The sequence below is a fragment of the Pseudarthrobacter siccitolerans genome (genome assembly GCF_001046895.1).
Classification (GTDB): Bacteria; Actinomycetota; Actinomycetes; order Actinomycetales; family Micrococcaceae; genus Arthrobacter; species Arthrobacter siccitolerans.
In genome coordinates, this window is sequence record NZ_CAQI01000051.1 from 45488 (window position 1) to 66135 (window position 20648).

Sequence of the window (20648 nt, forward strand, 5' to 3'; positions counted from 1 at the left end):
TGGCGGCAATGCGCACGGTCCCCCAATGGCCGTGCATACCGCGTATAGCGCCCAGCCTAGGCCAGCTGTTGGCGGATAGCAATACTCAGTATCTACGCACCTCTTGAAAGGTAGCGCCAGCTAGAGCAGCAGGAGGACCTTCCCTACGTGGTCGCCGCTGTCGAAGTAGCTGTGCGCGGCCTGGACCTGCTCCAACGGGAAGGTTTTGGCCACCAGCGGTCGGATCCGGCCGTCAGTGATCAGTGGCCAGACGGCGTCCCGGACGGCGTTCATGATGGCGCCCTTTTCCTGGACCGGCCTGGGCCGGAGTGCCGTGGCAACCACCGCCGCGCGCTTCTTCAACAGCTGGCCCAGGTCCAGCTCGCCCTTGGTGCCGCCCTGCAGGCCGATCACCACCAGCCGACCGTAGTCGGCGAGGGCATCCACGTTTTGCGAAAGGTACTTGGCCCCAACGACGTCGAGGATCACGTCCGCGCCACGCCCGCCGTTCTGCTCCCGAAGGCTTACAGGAAAGTCCTCCTCGGCGTAATTGATGGCGATGTCCGCACCGAGGAAGGCCTTCGCCGTCCCCACCTTTTCATCCGTTCCCGCCGTGGTGGCCACCTTCGCGCCCAGGGCCTTGGCCAGCTGGATGGCCATGGTGCCGATCCCGCCGGTGGCGCCGTGAATCAGGACCGTTTCGCCTGGCTGGAGCTGGGCGGTCATCACCAGGTTGGAGTACACCGTGGCCGCCACCTCCGGAAGGGCAGCCGCCGTCACCAGATCCACACCCTCGGGAACCCGGAGGACCTGCTCGGCCGGCACAGCCACCTGCTGGGCGTACCCACCGCCGGCCAGCAGTGCCACCACCTTGTCGCCGAGGGAAAAGGGTTTGCTTACGCCGGGGCCAAATCCGGCAATCCGGCCGGATACTTCGAGGCCGGGGATTTCCGAAGCGCCGGGCGGCGGGGGGTAGAAGCCCCTGCGCTGCTGCACGTCCGCCCGGTTCAGGCCGGCGGCGACGACGTCGATCAGCACCTCGCCCTGCCCGGGTACCGGAGCCTCCGTCTCGCGGACCTCCAGGACCTCCGGGCCGCCCGGCTCCGAAATGTAGACGGCTTTCATGGAACACTCCCGTTTCTGACTGAATACTCGCTGCAACCAGTGTGCACCGGACACCTTCTTCGCCTCTGTTTTGTTGCAGGCAAGTGCCTATGAAACACTACTAGTCGAGGAAGGTTGTCCGAGCGGCCGAAGGAGCTAGTCTTGAAAACTAGTGTGCGGTAACCCCGTACCAAGAGTTCGAATCTCTTACCTTCCGCGATTGGGACCCCTGTCCGCCAGCATGCTGGCCGGCAGGGGTCCTTCATTTCCCCTGCATGCGCTAAAACTGCCGGGACGGGCAGGAACTTCGGGATCCATTGAAACTGTCAGACCCCGCGCATAGCCTCATGGTGTCCCACCCCGAACACCTACCGCACCAGGAGATCCCTATGCCCAGTCCCGACACCAAGCCCGGTTCCCCCTGCTGGATCGACCTGATCACCTCGGACGCTGCCAAGGCACGGGAGTTCTACGGCGAACTTTTCGGCTGGCAGTTCCAGTCCGGCGACCAGGAGCTTTACGGCGGCTACATCACGGCGTCACGGAATGGAAAAACGGTTGCCGGCATCATGCAGAAGCAGGAGGACCAGGCCGGATTCCCGGACATGTGGTCCACCTACTTATGCACCGACGATGCCGCTGCCACAGCAGCTTCGGTGGCAGCGAACGGCGGCCAGGTTCACCTGGCGCCCATGGACGTGCCCGCCCAGGGAATTATGGCCATGTTCGGCGACCCCAGCGGCGCGTCCGTAGGGGCTTGGCAGCGGCGGGAAATGCGGGGATATGAAATTGCCGGAGAACCCGGGACGCCCGCGTGGCACGAACTGCACACCAAGAACTACCAGGGCGCCGTGACGTTCTACGAAAAGGTCTTCGGCTGGCAGACGAGCGTTATGAGCGATTCTCCCGACTTCCGCTACACCACCCTGGGCTCGGGTGAAACGGCACAGGCCGGAATCATGGACGCGTCCGGATACCTTCCCGGCGAGGTCCCTTCCCACTGGCAGGTGTACTTCGCGGTTGAGGACACCGATGCCACGGTGGAGCACGCCCTGGCTATGGGCGGAACCCTGCTGGACGGCCCGGCGGACAGCGACTTCGGCCGGGTGGCACAGCTGGCTGATCCCACCGGCGGCATGTTCAAGGTCATTTCCAGCCGGTACCCCGCGGCAGGAGACCACTAAGTCAACCGCGCCATAACGGGAGGCCGGACTGACACCCGGAAACGGTTACCGGCAACATGCCGGCCGGAGCTTTCCTTAAAGCTACCGGCCGGTATCCTTTGTGTGATGGACGGCACATTCCGTACCGGCCACCAACCCAAGCACTGACAGCTTCCGCCGGGACCGGGCTACCGGGGCAACCGGACGGCGGGGCGGTACGTTCCGCTGGGGGACGTTCCGCCGAATGTACGCGCTATCAACCCTGCGTTCATTCAACGCTGCTGTGATGTGCCGGATACCACTTGACCAGGAGCAGGATCCGGGCCCTTGTCCGTCGGTACAACCCGGACACCTTCCATCGGTTTCCCCACCGGGAACCCTTCTGAAAGTAAGAGCGGATGCATCAAACACCTTGGAAATTAGCGCTGCGCACAGTGCTGTCAGCGGGGCTGGCAGCAGCTCCCCTGGCAGCCTTGCCCGCAGTTGCGGACTCTACAGCCGCGGAGGTCTCAGCCGCGGCAGGAACCTCGCCCGTTGTAATCAACGAGGCCTACCTCAGCGGCGGCAGCAGCGGTGCCGCCTACAAAAACAAATTCGTTGAACTCTACAACTCCTCGGATGAGCCGGTCTCCCTGGCCGGCTGGTCGCTGCAATACCGCTCCGCAACAGGCACCGCGGCTCCCGCCGGCGTTGCGGCCCTTTCCGGCTCCATCCCGGCCAAGGGACACTACCTCGTCCAGGGCTCAAGCAACGGGGCCAACGGCGCAGACCTTCCGGCACCGGATCTGGTGGCGGGAGCCCTGAACTTCAGCGGCGCGGCCGGAACCATCGTGCTCGCGAAGCAGCCCACCGCCGTCGTGCTCGCCACCGGCTCCCAGGTGGAGCCGTCCGGCGTGGCGGACCTCCTGGGCTACGGCGCCTCCAACACCTTCGAAACACAGGCAGCACCTGCCCCTGCCGGCAATACCGACGTCAAAAGCCTGAACCGGTCCGCCGGGGCAGACAGCAACAGCAATGCGGCGGACTTCAGCCTCAACGCGGCCATCACCCCAACGGGAGCCGGCGGCACCGCACCGGATCCGGATCCAACACCGGACCCGACGCCCACGCCGTCACCCAGGAGCATTGCCGAAATCCAGGGCACGGGCACCGAAAGCCCGCTGGCCGGAACCACTGTGACCACCACGGGCAAGGTCACAGCTGTCTTCCCCACCGGCGGACTCAACGGCTACTACCTGCAGACCGCGGGAACCGGCGGTGACCTGACAGCAACCAACCACACCGCCTCGGACGGCATCTTCGTCTACTCCCCAGCCACCGCGGCCTCCGTGCAAGCGGGTGATTATGTCCAGGTCACCGGCACCGTCGCGGAGTACTACGGGATGACCCAGCTCAACGTCACCTCGGGGGCCGGGCTGGCCAAACTGACGGAACCAGCCCCCGAAGTGAAGGCCACCGCCTTTACGCTGCCCGCCACCGAAGCCTTCCGTGAGTCCCTCGAAGGGATGCTGCTGGCGCCCCAAGGCCCGCTGACCGTTACGGACAACTACAGCCTGAACCAGTACGGTGAGGTCGGCCTTGCCGGCGGAACCACGCCCCTGGTCCAGCCCACCGCCGTCGCACCTTACGGCTCTGCCGAGTACACCACGGCTGTGGCGGACAACGCTGCCCGCGCCATCAAGCTCGACGACGGCTCCAGCACCAACTTCCTTAGGGACGCCGCCACCAAAGCCCTGGTACTGCCCTACCTGACCACCATGGATCCGGTCCGGGTGGGCTCATCCGCCACTTTCACCACCAACGTAGTGCTTGGCTACGCGAACAATGCCTGGAAGCTCCAGCCGCTCACGCACCTGACCGAAGCCAACAAAGCCACCGTCCAACCCGCCACCTTCGGGGCCACGCGGACGGACGCTCCCGCATCCGTGGGCGGCGCCCTGAAAATCGCCTCCTTCAACGTGTTGAACTACTTTCCCACGACCGGCGACCAGCTAACCGGCTGCACCTACTACGAGGACCGTGACGGCAACCCGATCACCGTCCGGGACGGCTGCAACGCCCGCGGGGCGGCCAACGCCGAGAACTTCAAACGGCAGCAGGACAAGATCGTCGCGGCCATTACCAAGGCTGGCGCAGATGTCGTCACGCTGATGGAGATCGAAAACTCCGCACAGTTCGGCAAGAACCGGGACGACGCCCTGGCCAAACTGGTGGACGCCCTGAACATCGCGACCCCGGGGATCTGGGACTACGTCCGGACGCCCGCCAACGCGCCGCCGCTGAGCGACGAGGACATGATCCGCACCGCCTTCATCTACAAAAAGGCCGTGGCCGAACCCGTGGGTGAATCGATCATCCACAACGACACGGTTGCCTTCGCCAGTGCACGCAAGCCGCTGGCACAGGTCTTCAAGCCGGTAGGCGGCGGTGCCGGGTCAGAGTTCATCGCCATCGCCAACCACTTCAAGTCCAAGGGATCGGCCGCTACCCCGGACGACACGGACAAGGGCCAGGGCGCATCAAACCTGGCGCGCACCGCCCAGGCCAAGTCCCTGCTTGAGTTCACCAAATCCCTGCAGCAGTCCAAGGGCACGGACAAAGTCTTCCTGATTGGCGACTTCAACTCCTACGCCAAGGAAGACCCCATCAACGTCTTCACCGCCGAGGGGTACGTCAACCAGGACGATAAGGCCCGCAACGCCGATGGCAGTGCCAAGCACTCCTACCTCTTCGGCGGGATGGTCGGCTCGCTGGACCACATCCTCGCCTCCCCTGCGGCCAATGCCGTGGTGGCGGGCGCGGACATCTGGAACATCAATTCCGTGGAGTCCGTAGCGCTGGAGTACAGCCGCTACAACAACAACGTCACCAACTACTACGCCCCGGACCAGTTCCGCGCCAGCGACCATGATCCGGTGATTGTGGGCCTGAACCTGCAGCCCGCGCTGGCCACTGTTGACCTGAACTTCCTGGGCATCAACGACTTCCACGGAAGGATCGACACCAACACGGTCCAGTTCGCCGGCACCATCGAGAAGCTGCGCGCAGCAGCCGCTCCGGGTGCCACCGCCTTCCTCTCCGCCGGCGACAACATCGGTGCATCCCTGTTCGCGTCCGCCGTCGCCAAGGACCAGCCCACCATCGACGTGCTGAACGCCCTGGAGCTTCAGGCTTCCGCGGTGGGCAACCACGAGTTCGACGGCGGCTGGGCGGACCTTCGGGACCGCGTCATCGCCGGCGGTTCCAACGCCAAGTTCCCCTACCTGGGAGCGAACGTCTACCACAAGGGCACCACCGAACCGGTCCTGCCCGAGTACACCATCCTGGACATGAACGGCATCAAGGTGGCCGTGATCGGCACCGTCACCCAGGAGGTCCCCTCCCTGGTGACCCCGGCCGGCGTCGCGGACCTGGAGTTCGGCGACCCGGTGGAAGCGATCAACCGGGCCGCAGCAAAGATCACGGCAGGCAACCTTGCCGACGTCATCATCGTGGAGAACCACGACGGCGCCGGCTCGGGAACGGTGGAAGGCGCCACTTTGGAGGAGGAAGTGGCAGCCGGGGGCCCCTTCGCGAAGCTGGTCACCGAAACATCCCCGGACGTTGACGCCATCTTCACCGGCCACACGCACAAGGAATACGCCTGGGACGCCCCCGTCCCGGGAGCGGCCGGCAAGACCCGCCCCATCGTCCAGACCGGCAACTACGGCGAGAACGTGGGGCAGATCCAGCTCACCGTGGACACCGCCACCAAGGAAGTCACTGCGTACAAGGCCGGCAACGTCAAGCGCACCACCGACCCGGCGGCGGACCTGATCGCCGCGTACCCCCGGGTGGCCGCCGTCGACGCCATCGTGAAAAAGGCGCTGGCGGACGCCGCCGTGGTGGGCAACCAGCCTGTCGGTTCCGTCACCGCGGACATCACCACGGCCTTCACCACGGATGCCGCCGGTGTTGCCAAACGTGATGACCGCGGCAGCGAGTCAACCCTGGGCTACTTGGTGGCCGATTCCCTGCTGGCCTCACTGCAGCCGGCGGAACTCGGCGGGGCCGAAATCGGCGTGGTCAACCCCGGCGGGCTCCGGAACGAGCTGTACTACGCTCCGGATGGAACCATCACTTACGCGGAGGCCAACGCGGTGCTGCCGTTCGTGAACAACCTTTGGACCACGTCGCTGACGGGTGCGCAGTTCAAGACGCTGCTGGAACAGCAGTGGCAGACCAATGCGGACGGTACCGTTCCCAGCCGCGCCTACCTGCAGCTCGGCCTGTCGAAGAACGTCAACTACACCTATGACGCCGCCCGTCCGGCCGGGGACCGCATCACGTCCGTCCGGGTGAACGGGGCCACGCTTGATCCGGTCAAGTCCTACCGGGTGGGGACGTTCAGCTTCCTGGCCACCGGGGGCGACAACTTCCGGGTCTTCACTGAGGGTGCCAATACCAGGGACTCGGGGCTGGTGGACCGGGATGCCTGGATCGGTTACCTGCAGAAGAGCAGCCCGGTCTCGCCTGACTTCGCGCGCAGGTCAGTGGCTGTCGCCAACACCACTGCGCCTGAGGTAAAGCCCGGGGAGCCTATCACCCTGACGGTCTCCAAGCTGGACCTGGCGTCGCTGGGCAGCCCGGTCAACACCGTGCTGTCAGCTGTCTTCACCGATTCCGCCGGGACGGCAACCCAGCTCGGATCAGTGCCCGTCAGTGCCGGGGCGGCCACCGTGAACCTGTCGGTTCCGGCCGGCGCCGCAACAGGAACCGGGACCCTGGTCCTCACTGCTGTTGAATCCGGAACCTTGGTCACTGCTGATGTGAGCGTGGCGGTCCCGCCGGTTGAACCGGTGTGCACCACTCCGGTACCCCCACGAAGTGGTACGACGTCCTCGGCTGGATCCGGTACGGCATCGCCTGGCTGCAGTACCAGCACTGCCTGCGCGGCTAGCACAGGGGCCAGTAGAAAAAAGGTGCCCCTCCCGGCCGGGCAAGGCCAGGGAGGGGCACCTTCTCTATTTGGAGTTTTTGTCCACATATGCCGACTTCCGGTGCCTTCAGCCCTGCATATCTGGACAAAAACTCCGGGTTTTAGGGGAGCACCACCGTCTCCGAGTACGCGGACGAGTCGCCCTTGATGGCTTGGCTGCTGCGGCCGTCCACGCCCACCGGAATATCGCCGGCGATGGTGACGCGGTTCAGCGTGCGCGGCTGGCGGTCGTAGTTGTCCGGGGCGTAGTGCTGGGTGATGCGGTTATCAAACAACACCAACTGGTTCGGTTCCCAGTTCACCCGGACCACGTTCTCCGGGCGGGTGATGTAGGCCTGCAGGATGCGCAGGATGTCCTTCGATTCGGTGTTGGACAGCCCCACGATCCTGAGGCGCTGGGCGAAGCCGCCGATGAACAGCCCGCGCTCCCCCGTCAACGGATGCACGCGCACCACCGGGTGGGCGGTTTCAAAGTGGATCCGGGTGAACTCCTTGCGCCGCTCCTCCGCGTTGCTGTGCTCCAGGTTCTTCGGGACGGAGTAGTCGTAGTCGTTGGTATGGATGGCCCACAGGGTGTCGGCGAAGTTCCGCAGCTCATCGGGCAGGTTCTGGTAGGCGCCGGCGGACGACGCGATCAGGGTTTCCCCGCCGTATGCCGGCAAGGTGATGCTGCGCAGGGTGGAGGCTTGCGGCGGGTTGACCACAAACGTGACATCGGTGTGCCAGTTGTTCGCGCTGCCGTTCTCGCTGTCGACGGGCAGGACCGCAGGCTTTCCGTCCACAGACGCCACGGTGGGGTGCGCCTTGGTGAGCGGGCCGAACCGGCTGGCAAACCGCACCTGGTCCTCGTCGCTACCGATATTGGCCTCACGGAAGACCAGTGCCTTGTGCGTATTCAAGGCTTCGCGGATCTGGGCGATGGTGTCGTCACTGAGGTCGGCACTGAGGTCCAGGCCGCGGATTTCGGCACCGATGCGGGCACCCAGCTTGGTGAATTCGAGTTTGGTTTCGGTAATGAGGGTCATTGTGGTTCCTTGCCTTTCAGTGCGGTTGGTTCAGGTGATTCGTTTGGTGGTCAGTTGCCGGAGCCGACGGCGGTGCGCCAGCGGGAGAAGTGCCGTTCCAGTGCCACGAGCAGGACGTTTACCAGCAGCCCGAGCACGGAGACCGTAAGGATGCCGGCGTACATGTCCGGGATCAGGAAGCTCATCTGGGAATTGACGATCAGGTAGCCCAGGCCCGCTTTGGCACCGACCATCTCTGCGGCGATGAGCACCAGGATGGACGACGTGCCGGCCATCCTGATTCCGGTGAAGATCGTTGGCACGGCGGACGGGAGGATCACCTTCTGGAAGAGCCGGAAGCTGCCCAGCCCCAGGGACCTTGCGGCCCGGATCAGCAGCGGGTCTACCGTCCGGACACCGGCGATGGTGTTCAGCAGCACCGGGAAGAACGCAGCGTAGGCCACGATGGTGATTTTGGATTCTTCGCCGATGCCCAGCAGCAGGGTGAACACCGGCAGCAGGGCCAGGGCTGCGGTGTTGCGGAAGAGCTCCAGGAGCGGGTTCAGGAACGAGTTCAGCCAGCCGTACCAGGCGATCAGGAGTCCCAGGACCACGGCGGACACCACCGCGATGATGAAGCCGGATGCCGAACGGGTCAGGCTTGCCTGGAGGTGGCTTTGCAGCTGCCCGGTCTCCACCAGCCGGGCGCCGGCGGCCAGGACTTCGTGCAGGGGCGGAAGGAACACCTTGGTGGCCGGGGCAGCCAGGAAGGTCGGGCCGAATTCCCACAAGGCAAGGAACAGCACCACGGCGAGGGACTTCCAGCCGGCCCGCGCGGCGAGGCTTGCCAGGGCAGCGAACCCGGGTGCCGCCGTCGGGCGTTGCTCTGTTGCGCGCGGCGATGGTTCGGCCGGGTGGGAAGGGTCGACGGCGGCGGCCGGCGGGTGCGGTTGGGTCAGCAGTGCGCTCATCAGGCAGCGCTCCTTTCAGCGGGCTCTTCGTCGGGGGCGGTGCCGTCCGGAAGGATCTTCCGGTGGCCGGAGTCCTGGGCCAGCCGGACCTCGTCGTGCAGGAGGGACCAGACCTGGTGGCGGTGTTCCACAAAGGCAGGGTGGGAGCGGATGTCCTCGCCGCCGTCCCGGTCCGGGATGTTGATGCCAACAATTTCCTTGAGCCGGCCCGGGCGGGCACTGAGCACTGCCACGCGCTGGCCGAGGTAGACGGCTTCGTCGATGCCGTGCGTGATGAACACGATGGTCTTGCCGGTGGCTTTCCAGATCCGCAGGAGCTCGTCCTGGAGCTGTTCGCGGGTCTGGGCGTCCAGGGCCGCGAAGGGTTCGTCCATCAGGAGGATGTCCGGCTCATAGGCGAGGCTCCTGGCGATGGCCACGCGCTGCTTCATACCGCCGGACAGTTCGTGCGGATACCGGTCCTCGAACCCGGCCAAGCCCACGAGGTCCAGGAATTCACTGGCTTTGGCGGCCCGCTCCTTCCTGGACAGCCCGCTGTTCTCGAGGCCGATGGAGACGTTGGCCGATGCCGTGCGCCAGGGAAACAGCGCGTACTGCTGGAAAACGACGGCCCGGTCCTGGCCGGGGCCTGTTACAGGCCTGCCGTCCACCAGGACGTTTCCGGAGGTTGGGCTGGACAGCCCGGCGAGCAGGTCCAGCAGGGTTGTTTTGCCGGAACCGCTTGGTCCCACCAGGGTGAGGAATTCGCCGGCGGCGACGTCGAGGCTGAGATCGGACAGTGCTGTCAGGACGGACGCTTCCGCCTGCCGCCAGCCCGGCTTGCCCTTTCCCCTGCCCTGGCCCTTGGCCTGGCGGACCGCGAACTCCTTGGTCACGTTGCGAAGGCTGATCTTGGGAGTCATCTTTTATCCTTTGGAAGTTGCTGCCGGCGCGGAGTTTTCCAGCAGGTTGAACTCGTTGGTGTAGAGCTTTGCGGTGTCCAGGGCGCCGTTGATGATCCCGGCGGACTTCAGGTAGTCCTCCCACCGGGTGAAGTCCTGGTCCTGGATCCGTCCGCCGGGTGAGGCCACACCCACGCTCTTCCAGTACTTAAGTGCTTCGGTGCTCTCATTCCGGCCGCGCTTGGCGATGATCTCCTCGAACTTGGCAATCACCTGCTCGCGCGGGGTGGTGCGCTCCCATTCGATGGCCTTGGCCACCCCCGTCACTACGGTGCGGCTGGTTTCGGGGTTCTTCGCGATGAAGTCCTTGCGCAGGACATACTGGCCGGCGTCGAACGGTCCCCCAATGACCCCGACGTCGGTGAACAGGGCGCGGATGCCGCCCTCGGCGAGCGCGCGGTCCTGGAGGACGCCGCCCAGGGTGCCCACATCCACCTGTTTCTTGCGGAGCGCCACCTCGGTTTCGTTGGGCGGCACCACAACGAGTTGGACCTGCTTGATCTCCTCGGGCGTGAGTCCGCTGTTTTTCAGGTAGGTGGTGATGACCGCTTCGTGGTGGGCGCCGAGTGTGTTGACGGCGACTTTCTTGCCGATCAGGTCCCTGGGGGTTTTGATCGGGCTTCCTTCCTCCACGTAGTACCCGGTGAAGGTGTCCTTGTCCTCGCCGTAGTAGTTGATGACCGCCTGGACCGGGGCGCCGGCCTCGATCAGCTTGATCACGGCACCGGTAAACGCGCCGCCAATGTCCGTCTGGTCCGTGGCGACGGACTGGATGCTTTGGGGGCCGCTGGTGGTGTTGCTGACCCATTCGAGCTTGACGTCGCCCAGGTAGCCGAGATCTTCAGCCACTTCCAGCAGTGCGACGCTGTTGGGCGAACCCTGGTAACGGACGGTTTTAGTTTCCGTGCCGCCACTCGTCCCGCCCTGCTGGGCCGTCGCCGGCCCGCCGCACCCTGACAGCGCCAGCGTGAGTGCCGCGGCGGCAGCGATGGCTGCTGCCACGCCGGCGGCGGGGCGGTGCCTTTTGGAGAGGAGTCCGTTTTTCATGATGCTGTTCTTTCTGCTGTTCGTTGGGGACCGGTGCAGTTAGGGATCCGGGCCGGGCTGGCCGTGCCGGGCTGGCCGTGGGGACAACTAGAACAGGAAAGATTCCGGGGCAGAAGAGGCGGGTTAACCGCAGGAAACCCGGGGAAATTGCAGGACGTGCAGCGTCACGGGACGTTCCATGTGGTTGCCTGCTGACATGGTGGGACATGCAGGGCCACATACGGAAACGCCGGTTAATGCCCGGTAAGGAAAACGCTCCACGCAAGGTCACATGCGGCCACGTGATGTCCCGCCGCGACTTCAGGGCGCAATGAACAGGGCGTGCGGGCGGCCGAATCCACGGGGCTCGCGAGCCCCGGCGCAAGTCACAGCGGCCGCACCGGCCCACCGCCGTGCTCGGAAGTCAGAATATTTCTGCCGGAAGCGCCGCAGTGTTACAGACCCGCGCCCTCACGCAGCCCTGAGTTTTTGTCCAGGTATGCAGGCTTGGGAGGCCTCGAACCCTGCATATCTGGACAAAAACTCCACGGGTCAGGAGTCCAGGATGGCGCCCGCGATTTCGTCAGCGTCGCGCAGGGTCCGCTGGCCGCTGCGGTAGTTCGGCCCGCCGGGCTGGAAGGCCTCGGCGGCGATGGCGGTGCCCCACTGGACCGAGGAGAGCTGCAGCCCCAGCACGTACAGCCCCTCCGTCACGGATCCGTTGGCTGCCAGGGGCCGGTACGGGTGCGGCACAACATCCAGGCCGGTGGACTGCACGGGGGCGCCCTCCACGGTCATCATGAGCCGCGGCCGCACTAGCCCGTCCGCCAGCAACTGCTCCAGGACCGGCGAATCGTTGGCGGAGACCCTGTTGCCGGGCGCCAGCGCTTCCACCATGGTCTTTGCCGTTACCGGGGCAGCGGCGACCCAGGGCGAAGCCGCCGTGAAGACGCCGTTTTTCCGGTCCACCGCGAACTTGGGGTCGGGCCCCACAAAGCTGACTACGCCTGCCTTGGCCAGCGCCGCGAGCTGCTCGGCACGCAGGGCGGGCGGCCCGCTGGCCAGCCCCTCCACGAACGACTCGAACCAGCCACGCAATCCAGCCACCCAGGATTCGTCGGTGATGCCGCCGTCGGCCACTGCTGCCTTCAGGACGGCGCGTCCGTGGTGGAGGGCACCGATAGCCATCTTGACGGGGTCGTCCTCGCCGAGCGCGGACCGGCGGGCATCGTCCAGCAGGTAGTCCACGACGGCGGCGTCCAGTTCGGTGCGCGAAGCAAACGAGCGTCCGGCCAGGGGCCCGGCCAGACCAGGCAGGTCCAGCCGGTGCCGCGGGCCCACGTGGACGGCGAGCACGCTTTCCACGCTGTCCTCCCAGTTCGCTGCGCTGTGCGCGTGCGGATGGAGGGCTTCGTCCAGCGCGGCAAGGAAGGCCGCGGAGTCAGGTACGGCGTTCGGCTGCGAGCGCACCAGGGTTGAGTAGTACGCCCAAAGCGCATCGCGGTGCAGGAGCGGCCAGAAATCGTGGTCGAATGCCGGGCGGATACCGGCGGTGCGGAAGCGTTCCAGCGCCGCCTCCGTGAAGTACCGCAGGGTGACCGACTCCGGGTAGTAGCCGTTCAGGGCCGCTTTGGCGCGGTACGGCGTTCCGCGGCGGGATGCGGCGATGATGTGCGGTTCCTGGCCGGAGGGCTCGTAGCGGAACCCCGTGCCGTTGCTGAGGAATTTTCCGCCGCGGCCCTCGGTCAGCTGGACCATGGTATCGAAGAAGTTCAGGCCCATGCCCCGGACCAGCACGGGTTCGCCGGAAGGAATCCGGGACCAGTCCACGTCCGCAGGCACGGCCGGCGGCAGGTACTGCAGTCCCAATTGCTCCGCCGCGGCCTGCAGCTCCCGCTGTTCGGGGTTCAGCCGGGACGGGATGTGGCCCAGCGCCAGCACCACGGAGCCGGTGCGCAGCGTCGTTCCGGTGGCCAGGCCGACGTCGAACGTTCCGTCCCCCGAGGGGCGCACCGACAACGCGGTCGTTTCGTGGAAGTCGATGCTGACACCGTCGGGCAGGTTGCTCATCAGTTCCTCCACAATGCCGCGGAGGTAGCGGCCGTAAAGGGCGCGGCTGGGGAAATCGGCGGCTTCCAGGACGGCCAGCTCTGCGAGCTCTTCCTCGGTCAGGGAGGGCGCGGGGTTGCGCCGCTGCCGGGCCCGCCACTGTTCGAAGGTGGTGCCGGCGATGGGCGGGGCCAGGTCAGGGTCCTCGGGGATCAGTGTGGGATAGAAGGACTGGGTGTTCATCAGGAACAGCCGGGACTGCTGCGGCTGCCACACGTGCCCGGGGCCCGCGGGATAGGGATCGACCACATCGATGTGGAGGCGCACCGGGCCGGACCTGGAAGCGTTCCGCGCCGCGCAACGGGCCAGCAGGCGTTCCAGGACGCTGGTGCCCCGCGGACCTGCCCCGATGATGGCGGTCCGGATGCTTTGCGTTATTTCCACGGCATCCAGCGTACGGGCTGGAAACAAAGTATGCGCCGGGCGCTTGACTTGCCAGCCGTCTGCCGATGTTGTTTGGATGGGGCGCATGACCACCACTGCAGCTGATCCAGCGCCCGCCCCCGGTTTCGGCAACACCTCCGGCACCGACCCGCAGGGCATCGCGCCCGAGCCCACGGACGAGAACGTCTGGCTTGAGGACATCTACGGCGAGGAGCAGCTTGCCTGGGTGAAAGAGCAGAACTCCCGCACGGAGGACCTGCTGGAGGACGCCGATTACGTGCAGCTGGAGGGCAGCATCCTGGAGGTGCTGGACTCTACGGACCGGATCGCCATGGCGGGCAAGCGCGGCGACTGGTACTACAACTTCTGGAAGGACCGGCAGAACCCGAAGGGCCTCTGGCGCCGCACCACGTGGGAGAGCTACTGCACGGATGCCCCGGACTGGGACGTCCTGCTGGACGTCGACGCCCTGTCCGCCGCTGAAGGCGAGGAATGGGTCTTCCACGGCGCAACCTTCCTCCGCCCGGCCGCCGGTGAGCCCTACCGGCACGCGCTGCTGGCTTTGTCCCCCGACGGCGGCGACGCCAACCGGTACCGGGAATTCGACGTCGAAACGCGGACCTTCGTGGACCCGGCGCAGAATGGCTTTGACCTGCCGACGGCGAAGGGCCACGTCTCGTGGCTGGACGCGGACACGCTCCTGGTGGCCTCCACGGCAGAGGGACTTCCGCGGACGGCTTCCTCCTACGCCCGCACCGCCGTCACCCTGAAGCGCGGCGGATCGCTGCCCGGCGCACCCCGCCTGTTTGAGGTGCCCGAGAACCACATGATGGCCGTGGTGGCGCATGACTCGACGCCCGGCTTCGAACGGACCTTCGCCGTTGACTACATCGATTTCTACAACCGCACCAACGCGGTGCTGCGGGATGGCTCCTGGGTGGTGATTGATGTTCCCACCGACGTCAACGTCAGCGCCCACCGCGAGTGGCTGCTGTTCCGGCCCCAGCAGGACTGGGTGCTCGACGGCGCCACGTACCCGGCCGGTTCGCTCCTCGCTGCTCCGTTTGAGGACTACCTGGCGGGCTCGCGGAAGGTTTCGGTGCTGTTCACGCCCGATGCCAACACGTCCCTGCAGTCCTGGAGCTGGACCCGGAATTTCCTGCTCCTGAATCTCCTGAAGGACGTGTCCTCCGAGATCCGGGTGCTTGATCCGTCGCGGCCCGGCGCATCCCCGCAGGCGGCCTGGGAGTCTTCGCTGCTCGATGCCTGCCCGCCGCTGCACGACGTCAACGCCTACGCCGTGGACGACGAAGACGAGGCCGACGGCGGCGCGGGCGACGACTTCTGGCTCGTCGCCACGGGCTTCACCACCCCCAGCACCCTGATGCGGGGCACTGTGGAGCGCGCCGCTGACGGGACCAGTGGAGTGGTGAGCCGGCACGCCGTAGTGAAGACGTCGCCGTCGTTTTTTGCCGACGAAAACTATGAAGTGCAGCAGCATTTCGCCGTGTCCGACGACGGCACCCGGGTTCCCTACTTCCAGGTGGCCTCGCGGGACCTGGCCCTGGATGGACAGAACCCCACGCAGCTTTCCGGGTACGGCGGCTTCGAGGTCTCCCGCACTCCCGCGTACAGCGGCACGGTGGGCAGGGCGTGGCTGGAGCGCCGGACATCCCTGTCCGCCGGCGCCGACGGCGATACGCACTCGCGGGGCGGCGTATATGTGGTGGCGAACATCCGGGGCGGCGGCGAGTACGGGCCGGCTTGGCACCGGGCAGCCCTGCAGGAGAACCGGCACAAGGCGTACCAGGACTTCGCCGCCGTAGCCCGGCACCTCATCTCCCGCGGGGTCACCTCCCCGGAGCGTTTGGGCTGCGTGGGCGGGTCCAACGGCGGGCTTCTGGTGGGAAACATGCTGACCCAGTACCCGGAACTGTTCGGGGCTGTGTCCTGCGGCGTGCCGCTGCTGGATATGCGCCGCTACACCAGGCTTTCCGCGGGCCACTCCTGGATCGCCGAGTACGGCGACCCGGATGTTCCGGAGCAGTGGGAGTACATCCGCACTTTTTCTCCGTACCACCTGCTCAAGGACGGGGTGGAGTACCCGGAAGCGTTTATCTGGACCGCCACCTCGGATGACAGGGTGGGCCCGGTGCAGGCGCGCAAAATGGCTGCCCGGATGCTTGCCATGGGCATCCCCAACGTCTGGTTCCACGAAGCGCTGGAGGGCGGGCACGCCGGAGCCTCGGACAACCGGCAGGCCGCTGCACTGCAGGCCCGCAGCCACCATTTCCTGTGGAAGGCGCTGGCCGGCGGGGCCTCGTAGCCTTGGCACTGGCGGTGCGCCGGGCTGCGGCAGGCGATGTGGAGCAGTTGGCGGAGGTGCATGTCCGCTGCTGGCAGGAGACTTACCGCGGCATGTTGTCCGGAGAGTTCCTTGCGTCGCAGAACCGCGCTTCCCGGCTGCCCCTCTGGCGCCACCTGCTGGAGGCTGCCGAGCCGGCGGACGCCTGGGTGGCAACCGACGCCGGCACCGTAGTGGGATTCGCCGGCGTCCGGCGGGAGCCGGGCGCTGCTTCGCACGGCTTCGTTCCGCCGTCGTCCGGCGACCTGGAACTGTGGGGGTTGTACCTGTTGGCGTCACACCAGGGGCAGGGCCTGGGGCGCCGGCTCCTTGAGGCCGCGCTGGATGGTGAGGCTGCGAGCCTGTGGGTGGCGGCGGACAATGCGCGGGCCATCAGTTTTTACGGGCACTTCGGTTTTGCCCCCGACGGCGCCGCGGACGTCATCCCGGAGTGGGAGAACCTGCGGGAAATCAGGATGGTACGGCCCCGGCAGGCGGCCCTTCGCTAGTTCCCGTCCCTCCTTCCGGCGGCCCCCGGAGTGCTTTTCGGGGGCCCGGTGACCCGTTTTGCACTGGGTGCCCGGATCTGCGTATCCTTGGTGGGCTAGGAATAGCAATTGGAGACGTGCCAGAGCGGCCGAATGGGCTTCACTGCTAATGAAGTGTGGGGCACAACTCCACCGGGGGTTCAAATCCCCCCGTCTCCGCGTTTGGCCCCGGTCCCTGACCGGGGCCTTTTGCGTATCCGGGGATTTGCCTACCCGGGGCGCAGGATCTCCGGGGTAGCGGGCCAGGTTAGCGGCCCTGTAGCGAGCTGGGTAGCGGCCCGGATCTTTCTTCCAGCATCCGTCCCCGTCCGGGGAACGGACAGCTGAGGTTCCGCGGACCGCGGCGGTGGCAGGATGGGCAGATGGCAGCAAGCAACACGGTGGGCGAGGCGTCCGGCACCACCCACGCATGGAGCCCCCGCCTGGCACTGCTGGTGGCGGCCACCTTCTTTATGGAGTTCCTCGACGGCACGGTCCTCACTACGGCGATCCCCAACATCGCCGCGGACTTCCACGTCCCGGCGGCGGACGTGAACATCACAATGACGGCGTACCTGCTGACCGTTGCCATGGGCATTCCGCTCAGCGGCTGGCTGGCGGAACGGTTCGGGGCTCGCCGCGTTTTCTGCCTGGCGATCGCGATTTTCACCGTCGCCTCGCTGGCATGTTCGTTGAGCGCGGACTTGACTGCCCTGACCCTCAGCCGGGTGGCCCAGGGGTTCGGCGGCGCCATGATGGTTCCGGTGGGCACCCTCCTGGTCCTTCGCGGCACGCCCAAGGCAGACCTGCTCCGCGCCACGGCATTCCTGGTGTGGCCCGGGCTCCTGGCACCCGTCCTGGCCCCTCTGGTGGGCGGCGCCCTGACCACCTACCTGTCCTGGCACTGGATCTTCCTGATCAACCTCCCGCTCGGTGTTGCCGCGTTTATTGCCGCCCTCCGGCTGGTCCCGTCAGTGTCCGGAGATCCCGGCCGGCGGCTGGACTGGCTGGGGTTGTTCCTCACCACCCTGGGCGTGGGTGCCCTGGTGGTGGGACTCGAGCTGGTGAGCACCCACCCCGGCGCACCATGGGCTGCCCTGAGTGCCGGAGGCGGTGCGGTGTTCCTTGCCTGCGCTGTCCTGTGGATGCGCCGGACCCGCAACCCGCTCTTTGACCTTGGCGTGTTCAGCACCCGCACTTTCCGGGCGATGGCAACCGGCGGGTTCGCCTACCGGTTGACCATCAGCTCGGTTCCTTTCCTGCTGCCGCTGATGTTCCAGGCCGGCTTCGGCTGGTCCCCGCTGCACGCCGGAGCGATGGTGGCGGCTGTGTTCATCGGCAACATCGGCATCAAACCGGCCACAACACCGCTGATCCGGCGCTTCGGCTTCCGTGCGATGCTGGTGTTTGCTTCGCTGGCTTCCGCGGCTACCTTCGCGCTCTGCGCACTGCTGACGGCCGAAACTCCCCAGGCAGTCACTTTTGCCCTGCTGGTTTGCAGCGGCGCCTTCCGCTCCATCGGCTTCTCCGCCTATGCCTCCGTGCAGTACGCGGACATCGCGCCCGCGCAGCTGACATCCGCGAACACGGTGTCCGCCACCCTCGTGCAGCTCGCCACCGGCGCCGGCATTGCCGTGGGCGCGCTGCTGATCCGGGTGTTCGACGGACTGGGCACCTTTCCCGGCGACACTGCCGGACCATTCCGCGGGGCTTTCCTCGCGATGACGGTGCTGATGCTCGCAAGCACGGCAGACAGCCTCTTCCTGCCACGCCATGCCGGGGCGGAAGTCAGCCAGTGCAAGGCCCAGCGGGTCTAAGCCGGCTTTACCAGCCGGCGCGGTCACCCTGTCCCACCCGACCGCAGCCCTTGCCTCAGCCCGCCTGGGCCAGCACGAGCGGAAGGACAGCCCCCGCCCCCGCCTGCCGTAGCGCCCGCCCGGCCACCGTCAGGGTCCACCGGCTGTCCGCCAGGTCGTCAATCAGCATCACCGTCTGGCCGTTGAGCTCACCCAGCCCAGCCTCAAGCTCGGGCCCCACCACGAGGCGGTCCCAGACGCCGGCGAGCCGGTAGGCGCTGTTGCCGCCGCGGCCTCCGGTGGGACCGCCGTGGGCGGGCTGCAGCCCGCCGAGGTACGGGATCCGCCCGATCTCCGAGATTCCGCGGGCCAGGGACTCCACCAGTTGCGGTTTGCTTCGCGAGGGAATGCTGACGATCGCGGCCGGCCGGCCAACGCCGCTCCAGCCCGGAGTGCGGGCGTCGCCGGCACCCCACTCCCGCAGGACCTGTACGCAGGCCTGCAGCATGCCCGGCTCCACGGGCCTGTCCTCCGCGCCCGCGGCGAAGAGCTCCCGCAGCGCGCCACCCCAGCCGAGGTCCGTCATCCGTGCCAGGACACGCCCTTCGGCGAGGCCCTCCCCCGGCTTGAGCTTTCCTTTGACCGGAACGCCCAGCCGGTCCATGCCGCTGGGCCACTGGAGCCGCGCCTCAAGGACTCCGCCTGCCCTGCTGAGCGTCTGGCTGGCCGCCTCGGTGGCAGCTTCTGCGATCTCGGCCGGGAACCACCGGCCCGCGCAGTTGTCGCAGCGGCCGCAGGGCTTGGCGGTTTCGTCGTCGAGGACGGAAGTGATGTATTCCATCCGGCACCCTGCGGTGTCCTGGTAAATCACCATGGAGTCCTGCTCGTCCACGCGCGCCTCGGCAATCCGCTGGTACCGCTCGGCGTCGTAGATCCACGGCTGCCCGGTGGCCCGCCAGCCGCCGCCCACCCGCTCTACCGCGCCGTCAACGGACAGGACCTTGAGCAGCAGCTCCAGCGGAGTACGGCGGAGGTCCACGCGCGCCTCCAGGGCAACCGTGGAGAGCGCGGTCCCGGCCTCACCTAAGGCGGTCAGCACCGCGGCGGCCTTCTCCTCGGACGGCATGGAGGCAGTGGCGAAGTACTGCCAGATGTCCCGGTCCTCCGCGCCGGGGAGCAGCAGGACGTCGGCGTTGGCGGCGCCTCGGCCTGCACGGCCAACCTGCTGGTAGTACGCCACCGGGGACGACGGCGCCCCCAGGTGGACCACAAAGCCGAGGTCCGGTTTATCGAAGCCCATCCCCAATGCGGAGGTAGCCACCAGGGCCTTGACCTCGTTGTCCTTCAGCAGCTGCTCGGCACGCTCCCTGTCTGCCGGATCCGTCCGGCCGGTATAGGCCAGCACGTGGTGGCCGGCCTCGGCGAGGAGCCGTGCAGTGTCCTCGGCAGCGGACACGGTCAAGGTGTAAATGATGCCGCTCCCTGGAAGGTCAGCCAGGTGGGTCAGGAGCCAGCCCAGGCGCTGCTTCGAGTCCGGCAGGGACAGGACGCCCATCCGCAATGAGTCACGTCCCAGCGAACCACGGATGGTGAGGACCCCGTCCCCGAGCTGTTCCTCGATGTCATGGACCACCCGGGAGTTGGCGGTGGCGGTGGTGGCCAGCACCGGAACGGTGTCCGGCAGTTGGGTTATCAGGTCCGCGATGCGGCGGTAGTCAGGGCGGAAGTCGTGGCCCCAGTCGGAGATGCAGTGCGCTTCGTCGATGACCAACAGACCCGTCCGCCGGATCAGCTCCGGCAGCTGGGTTTCCCGGAAGGACGGGTTGGTGAGCCGTTCCGGGGAGACCAGCAGCACGTCCACCTGGTCCGCGGCTAGCTGTTGACGGACGGTGTCCCACTCCAGCTGGTTCGCGGAGTTGATGGCAACGGCGCGGACACCGGCGCGGGCGGCGGCAGCCACCTGGTCACGCATCAAGGCCAGGAGCGGCGAGACGATGAGGGTGGGCCCGGCGCCGCGGCGGCGCAACAGCAGGGATGCCACGAAGTAGACGGCGGACTTGCCCCAACCGGTGCGCTGGACCACCAGGGCCCGCCGCCCGCCGTCGACCAGCGCTTCAATGGCTTCAAACTGTCCCTCATGGAAGGCAGCCTCCGGGTGCCCCACAAGCTCGCGGAGAACCTCAAGTGCTTCCCGGGCGGTTGCTGACGTGGAAGCGGAAGGTGCAGCCTCCGGCACGGACTCATCGAAGGCAGGTTCGGAAGTTGCTGTGGCGTACTGGTTATCGACCATTGATTCAGTATCCCAGCCGCCCCTGACAGCCG

At 66.7% G+C, this 20648-nt stretch carries 11 protein-coding genes, 2 tRNA genes and 1 pseudogene; 7 read left to right on the top strand and 7 right to left on the bottom strand.

What is annotated here, in order from left to right:
* Positions 1 to 120: 120 nt before the first annotated feature.
* On the bottom strand, positions 121 to 1104 hold the full coding sequence (locus ARTSIC4J27_RS16700; RefSeq protein ID WP_050056336.1) for an NAD(P)H-quinone oxidoreductase: 984 nt from the start codon (positions 1102 to 1104) through the stop codon (positions 121 to 123).
* Positions 1105 to 1212: 108 nt separating this feature from the next.
* Between ARTSIC4J27_RS16700 and ARTSIC4J27_RS16705 the strand changes: the two genes are divergently transcribed.
* The 3 genes and pseudogenes from ARTSIC4J27_RS16705 (at position 1213) to ARTSIC4J27_RS16715 (ending at position 7185) form a co-directional block, all read left to right on the top strand.
* Positions 1213 to 1300 (top strand) — tRNA-Ser (locus tag ARTSIC4J27_RS16705).
* Positions 1301 to 1472: 172 nt separating this feature from the next.
* Positions 1473 to 2267: a VOC family protein gene (locus ARTSIC4J27_RS16710; protein WP_050056337.1), complete on the top strand. Its 795-nt coding sequence runs from the start codon at positions 1473 to 1475 to the stop codon at positions 2265 to 2267.
* A gap of 377 nt (positions 2268 to 2644) precedes the next feature.
* Positions 2645 to 7185, top strand: a pseudogene (locus ARTSIC4J27_RS16715) (ExeM/NucH family extracellular endonuclease).
* A gap of 140 nt (positions 7186 to 7325) precedes the next feature.
* Here the strand turns inward: ARTSIC4J27_RS16715 and ARTSIC4J27_RS16720 are convergent.
* The 5 genes from ARTSIC4J27_RS16720 to ARTSIC4J27_RS16740 form a co-directional block, all read right to left on the bottom strand.
* A complete protein-coding gene (locus ARTSIC4J27_RS16720; protein ID WP_050056338.1) occupies positions 7326 to 8249 on the bottom strand; it encodes a TauD/TfdA dioxygenase family protein in 924 nt (307 codons plus the stop codon).
* Between the two features lie 50 nt (positions 8250 to 8299).
* Positions 8300 to 9199 carry an ABC transporter permease gene (locus ARTSIC4J27_RS16725; RefSeq protein ID WP_050056339.1) on the bottom strand — a complete coding sequence of 300 codons (900 nt, stop codon included), beginning with the start codon at positions 9197 to 9199 and terminating at the stop codon, positions 8300 to 8302.
* Positions 9199 to 10101: an ABC transporter ATP-binding protein gene (locus ARTSIC4J27_RS16730; RefSeq protein WP_050056340.1), complete on the bottom strand. Its 903-nt coding sequence runs from the start codon at positions 10099 to 10101 to the stop codon at positions 9199 to 9201. The genes ARTSIC4J27_RS16725 and ARTSIC4J27_RS16730 overlap by 1 nt, the downstream gene beginning before the upstream one ends.
* Positions 10102 to 10104: 3 nt before the next feature.
* Positions 10105 to 11187 carry an ABC transporter substrate-binding protein gene (locus tag ARTSIC4J27_RS16735; protein ID WP_050056341.1) on the bottom strand — a complete coding sequence of 361 codons (1083 nt, stop codon included), beginning with the start codon at positions 11185 to 11187 and terminating at the stop codon, positions 10105 to 10107.
* Between the two features lie 531 nt (positions 11188 to 11718).
* Positions 11719 to 13659 carry an FAD/NAD(P)-binding protein gene (locus ARTSIC4J27_RS16740; RefSeq protein WP_050056342.1) on the bottom strand — a complete coding sequence of 647 codons (1941 nt, stop codon included), beginning with the start codon at positions 13657 to 13659 and terminating at the stop codon, positions 11719 to 11721.
* Between the two features lie 85 nt (positions 13660 to 13744).
* On the opposite strand from ARTSIC4J27_RS16740, the gene ARTSIC4J27_RS16745 reads away from it, so the two are divergent.
* The 4 genes from ARTSIC4J27_RS16745 to ARTSIC4J27_RS16760 all read left to right on the top strand — a co-directional run bounded on the left by ARTSIC4J27_RS16745 (position 13745) and on the right by ARTSIC4J27_RS16760 (position 18347).
* Entirely contained in the window at positions 13745 to 15985 is a 2241-nt protein-coding gene (locus ARTSIC4J27_RS16745; RefSeq protein ID WP_050056343.1) for a prolyl oligopeptidase family serine peptidase, read from the top strand.
* Entirely contained in the window at positions 15955 to 16512 is a 558-nt protein-coding gene (locus ARTSIC4J27_RS16750; RefSeq protein WP_235436736.1) for a GNAT family N-acetyltransferase, read from the top strand. The genes ARTSIC4J27_RS16745 and ARTSIC4J27_RS16750 overlap by 31 nt, the downstream gene beginning before the upstream one ends.
* A gap of 110 nt (positions 16513 to 16622) precedes the next feature.
* Positions 16623 to 16710 (top strand) — tRNA-Ser (locus tag ARTSIC4J27_RS16755).
* A gap of 203 nt (positions 16711 to 16913) precedes the next feature.
* Positions 16914 to 18347 (top strand): MFS transporter, encoded by a 1434-nt coding sequence (locus ARTSIC4J27_RS16760; protein ID WP_050056345.1) that lies wholly within the window; start codon positions 16914 to 16916, stop codon positions 18345 to 18347.
* A gap of 55 nt (positions 18348 to 18402) precedes the next feature.
* Here the strand turns inward: ARTSIC4J27_RS16760 and ARTSIC4J27_RS16765 are convergent, their stop codons facing one another.
* Positions 18403 to 20616, bottom strand: coding sequence for a RecQ family ATP-dependent DNA helicase (locus ARTSIC4J27_RS16765; RefSeq protein ID WP_050056346.1), 2214 nt, complete (start codon positions 20614 to 20616; stop codon positions 18403 to 18405).
* Between the last annotated feature and the right edge of the window lie 32 nt (positions 20617 to 20648).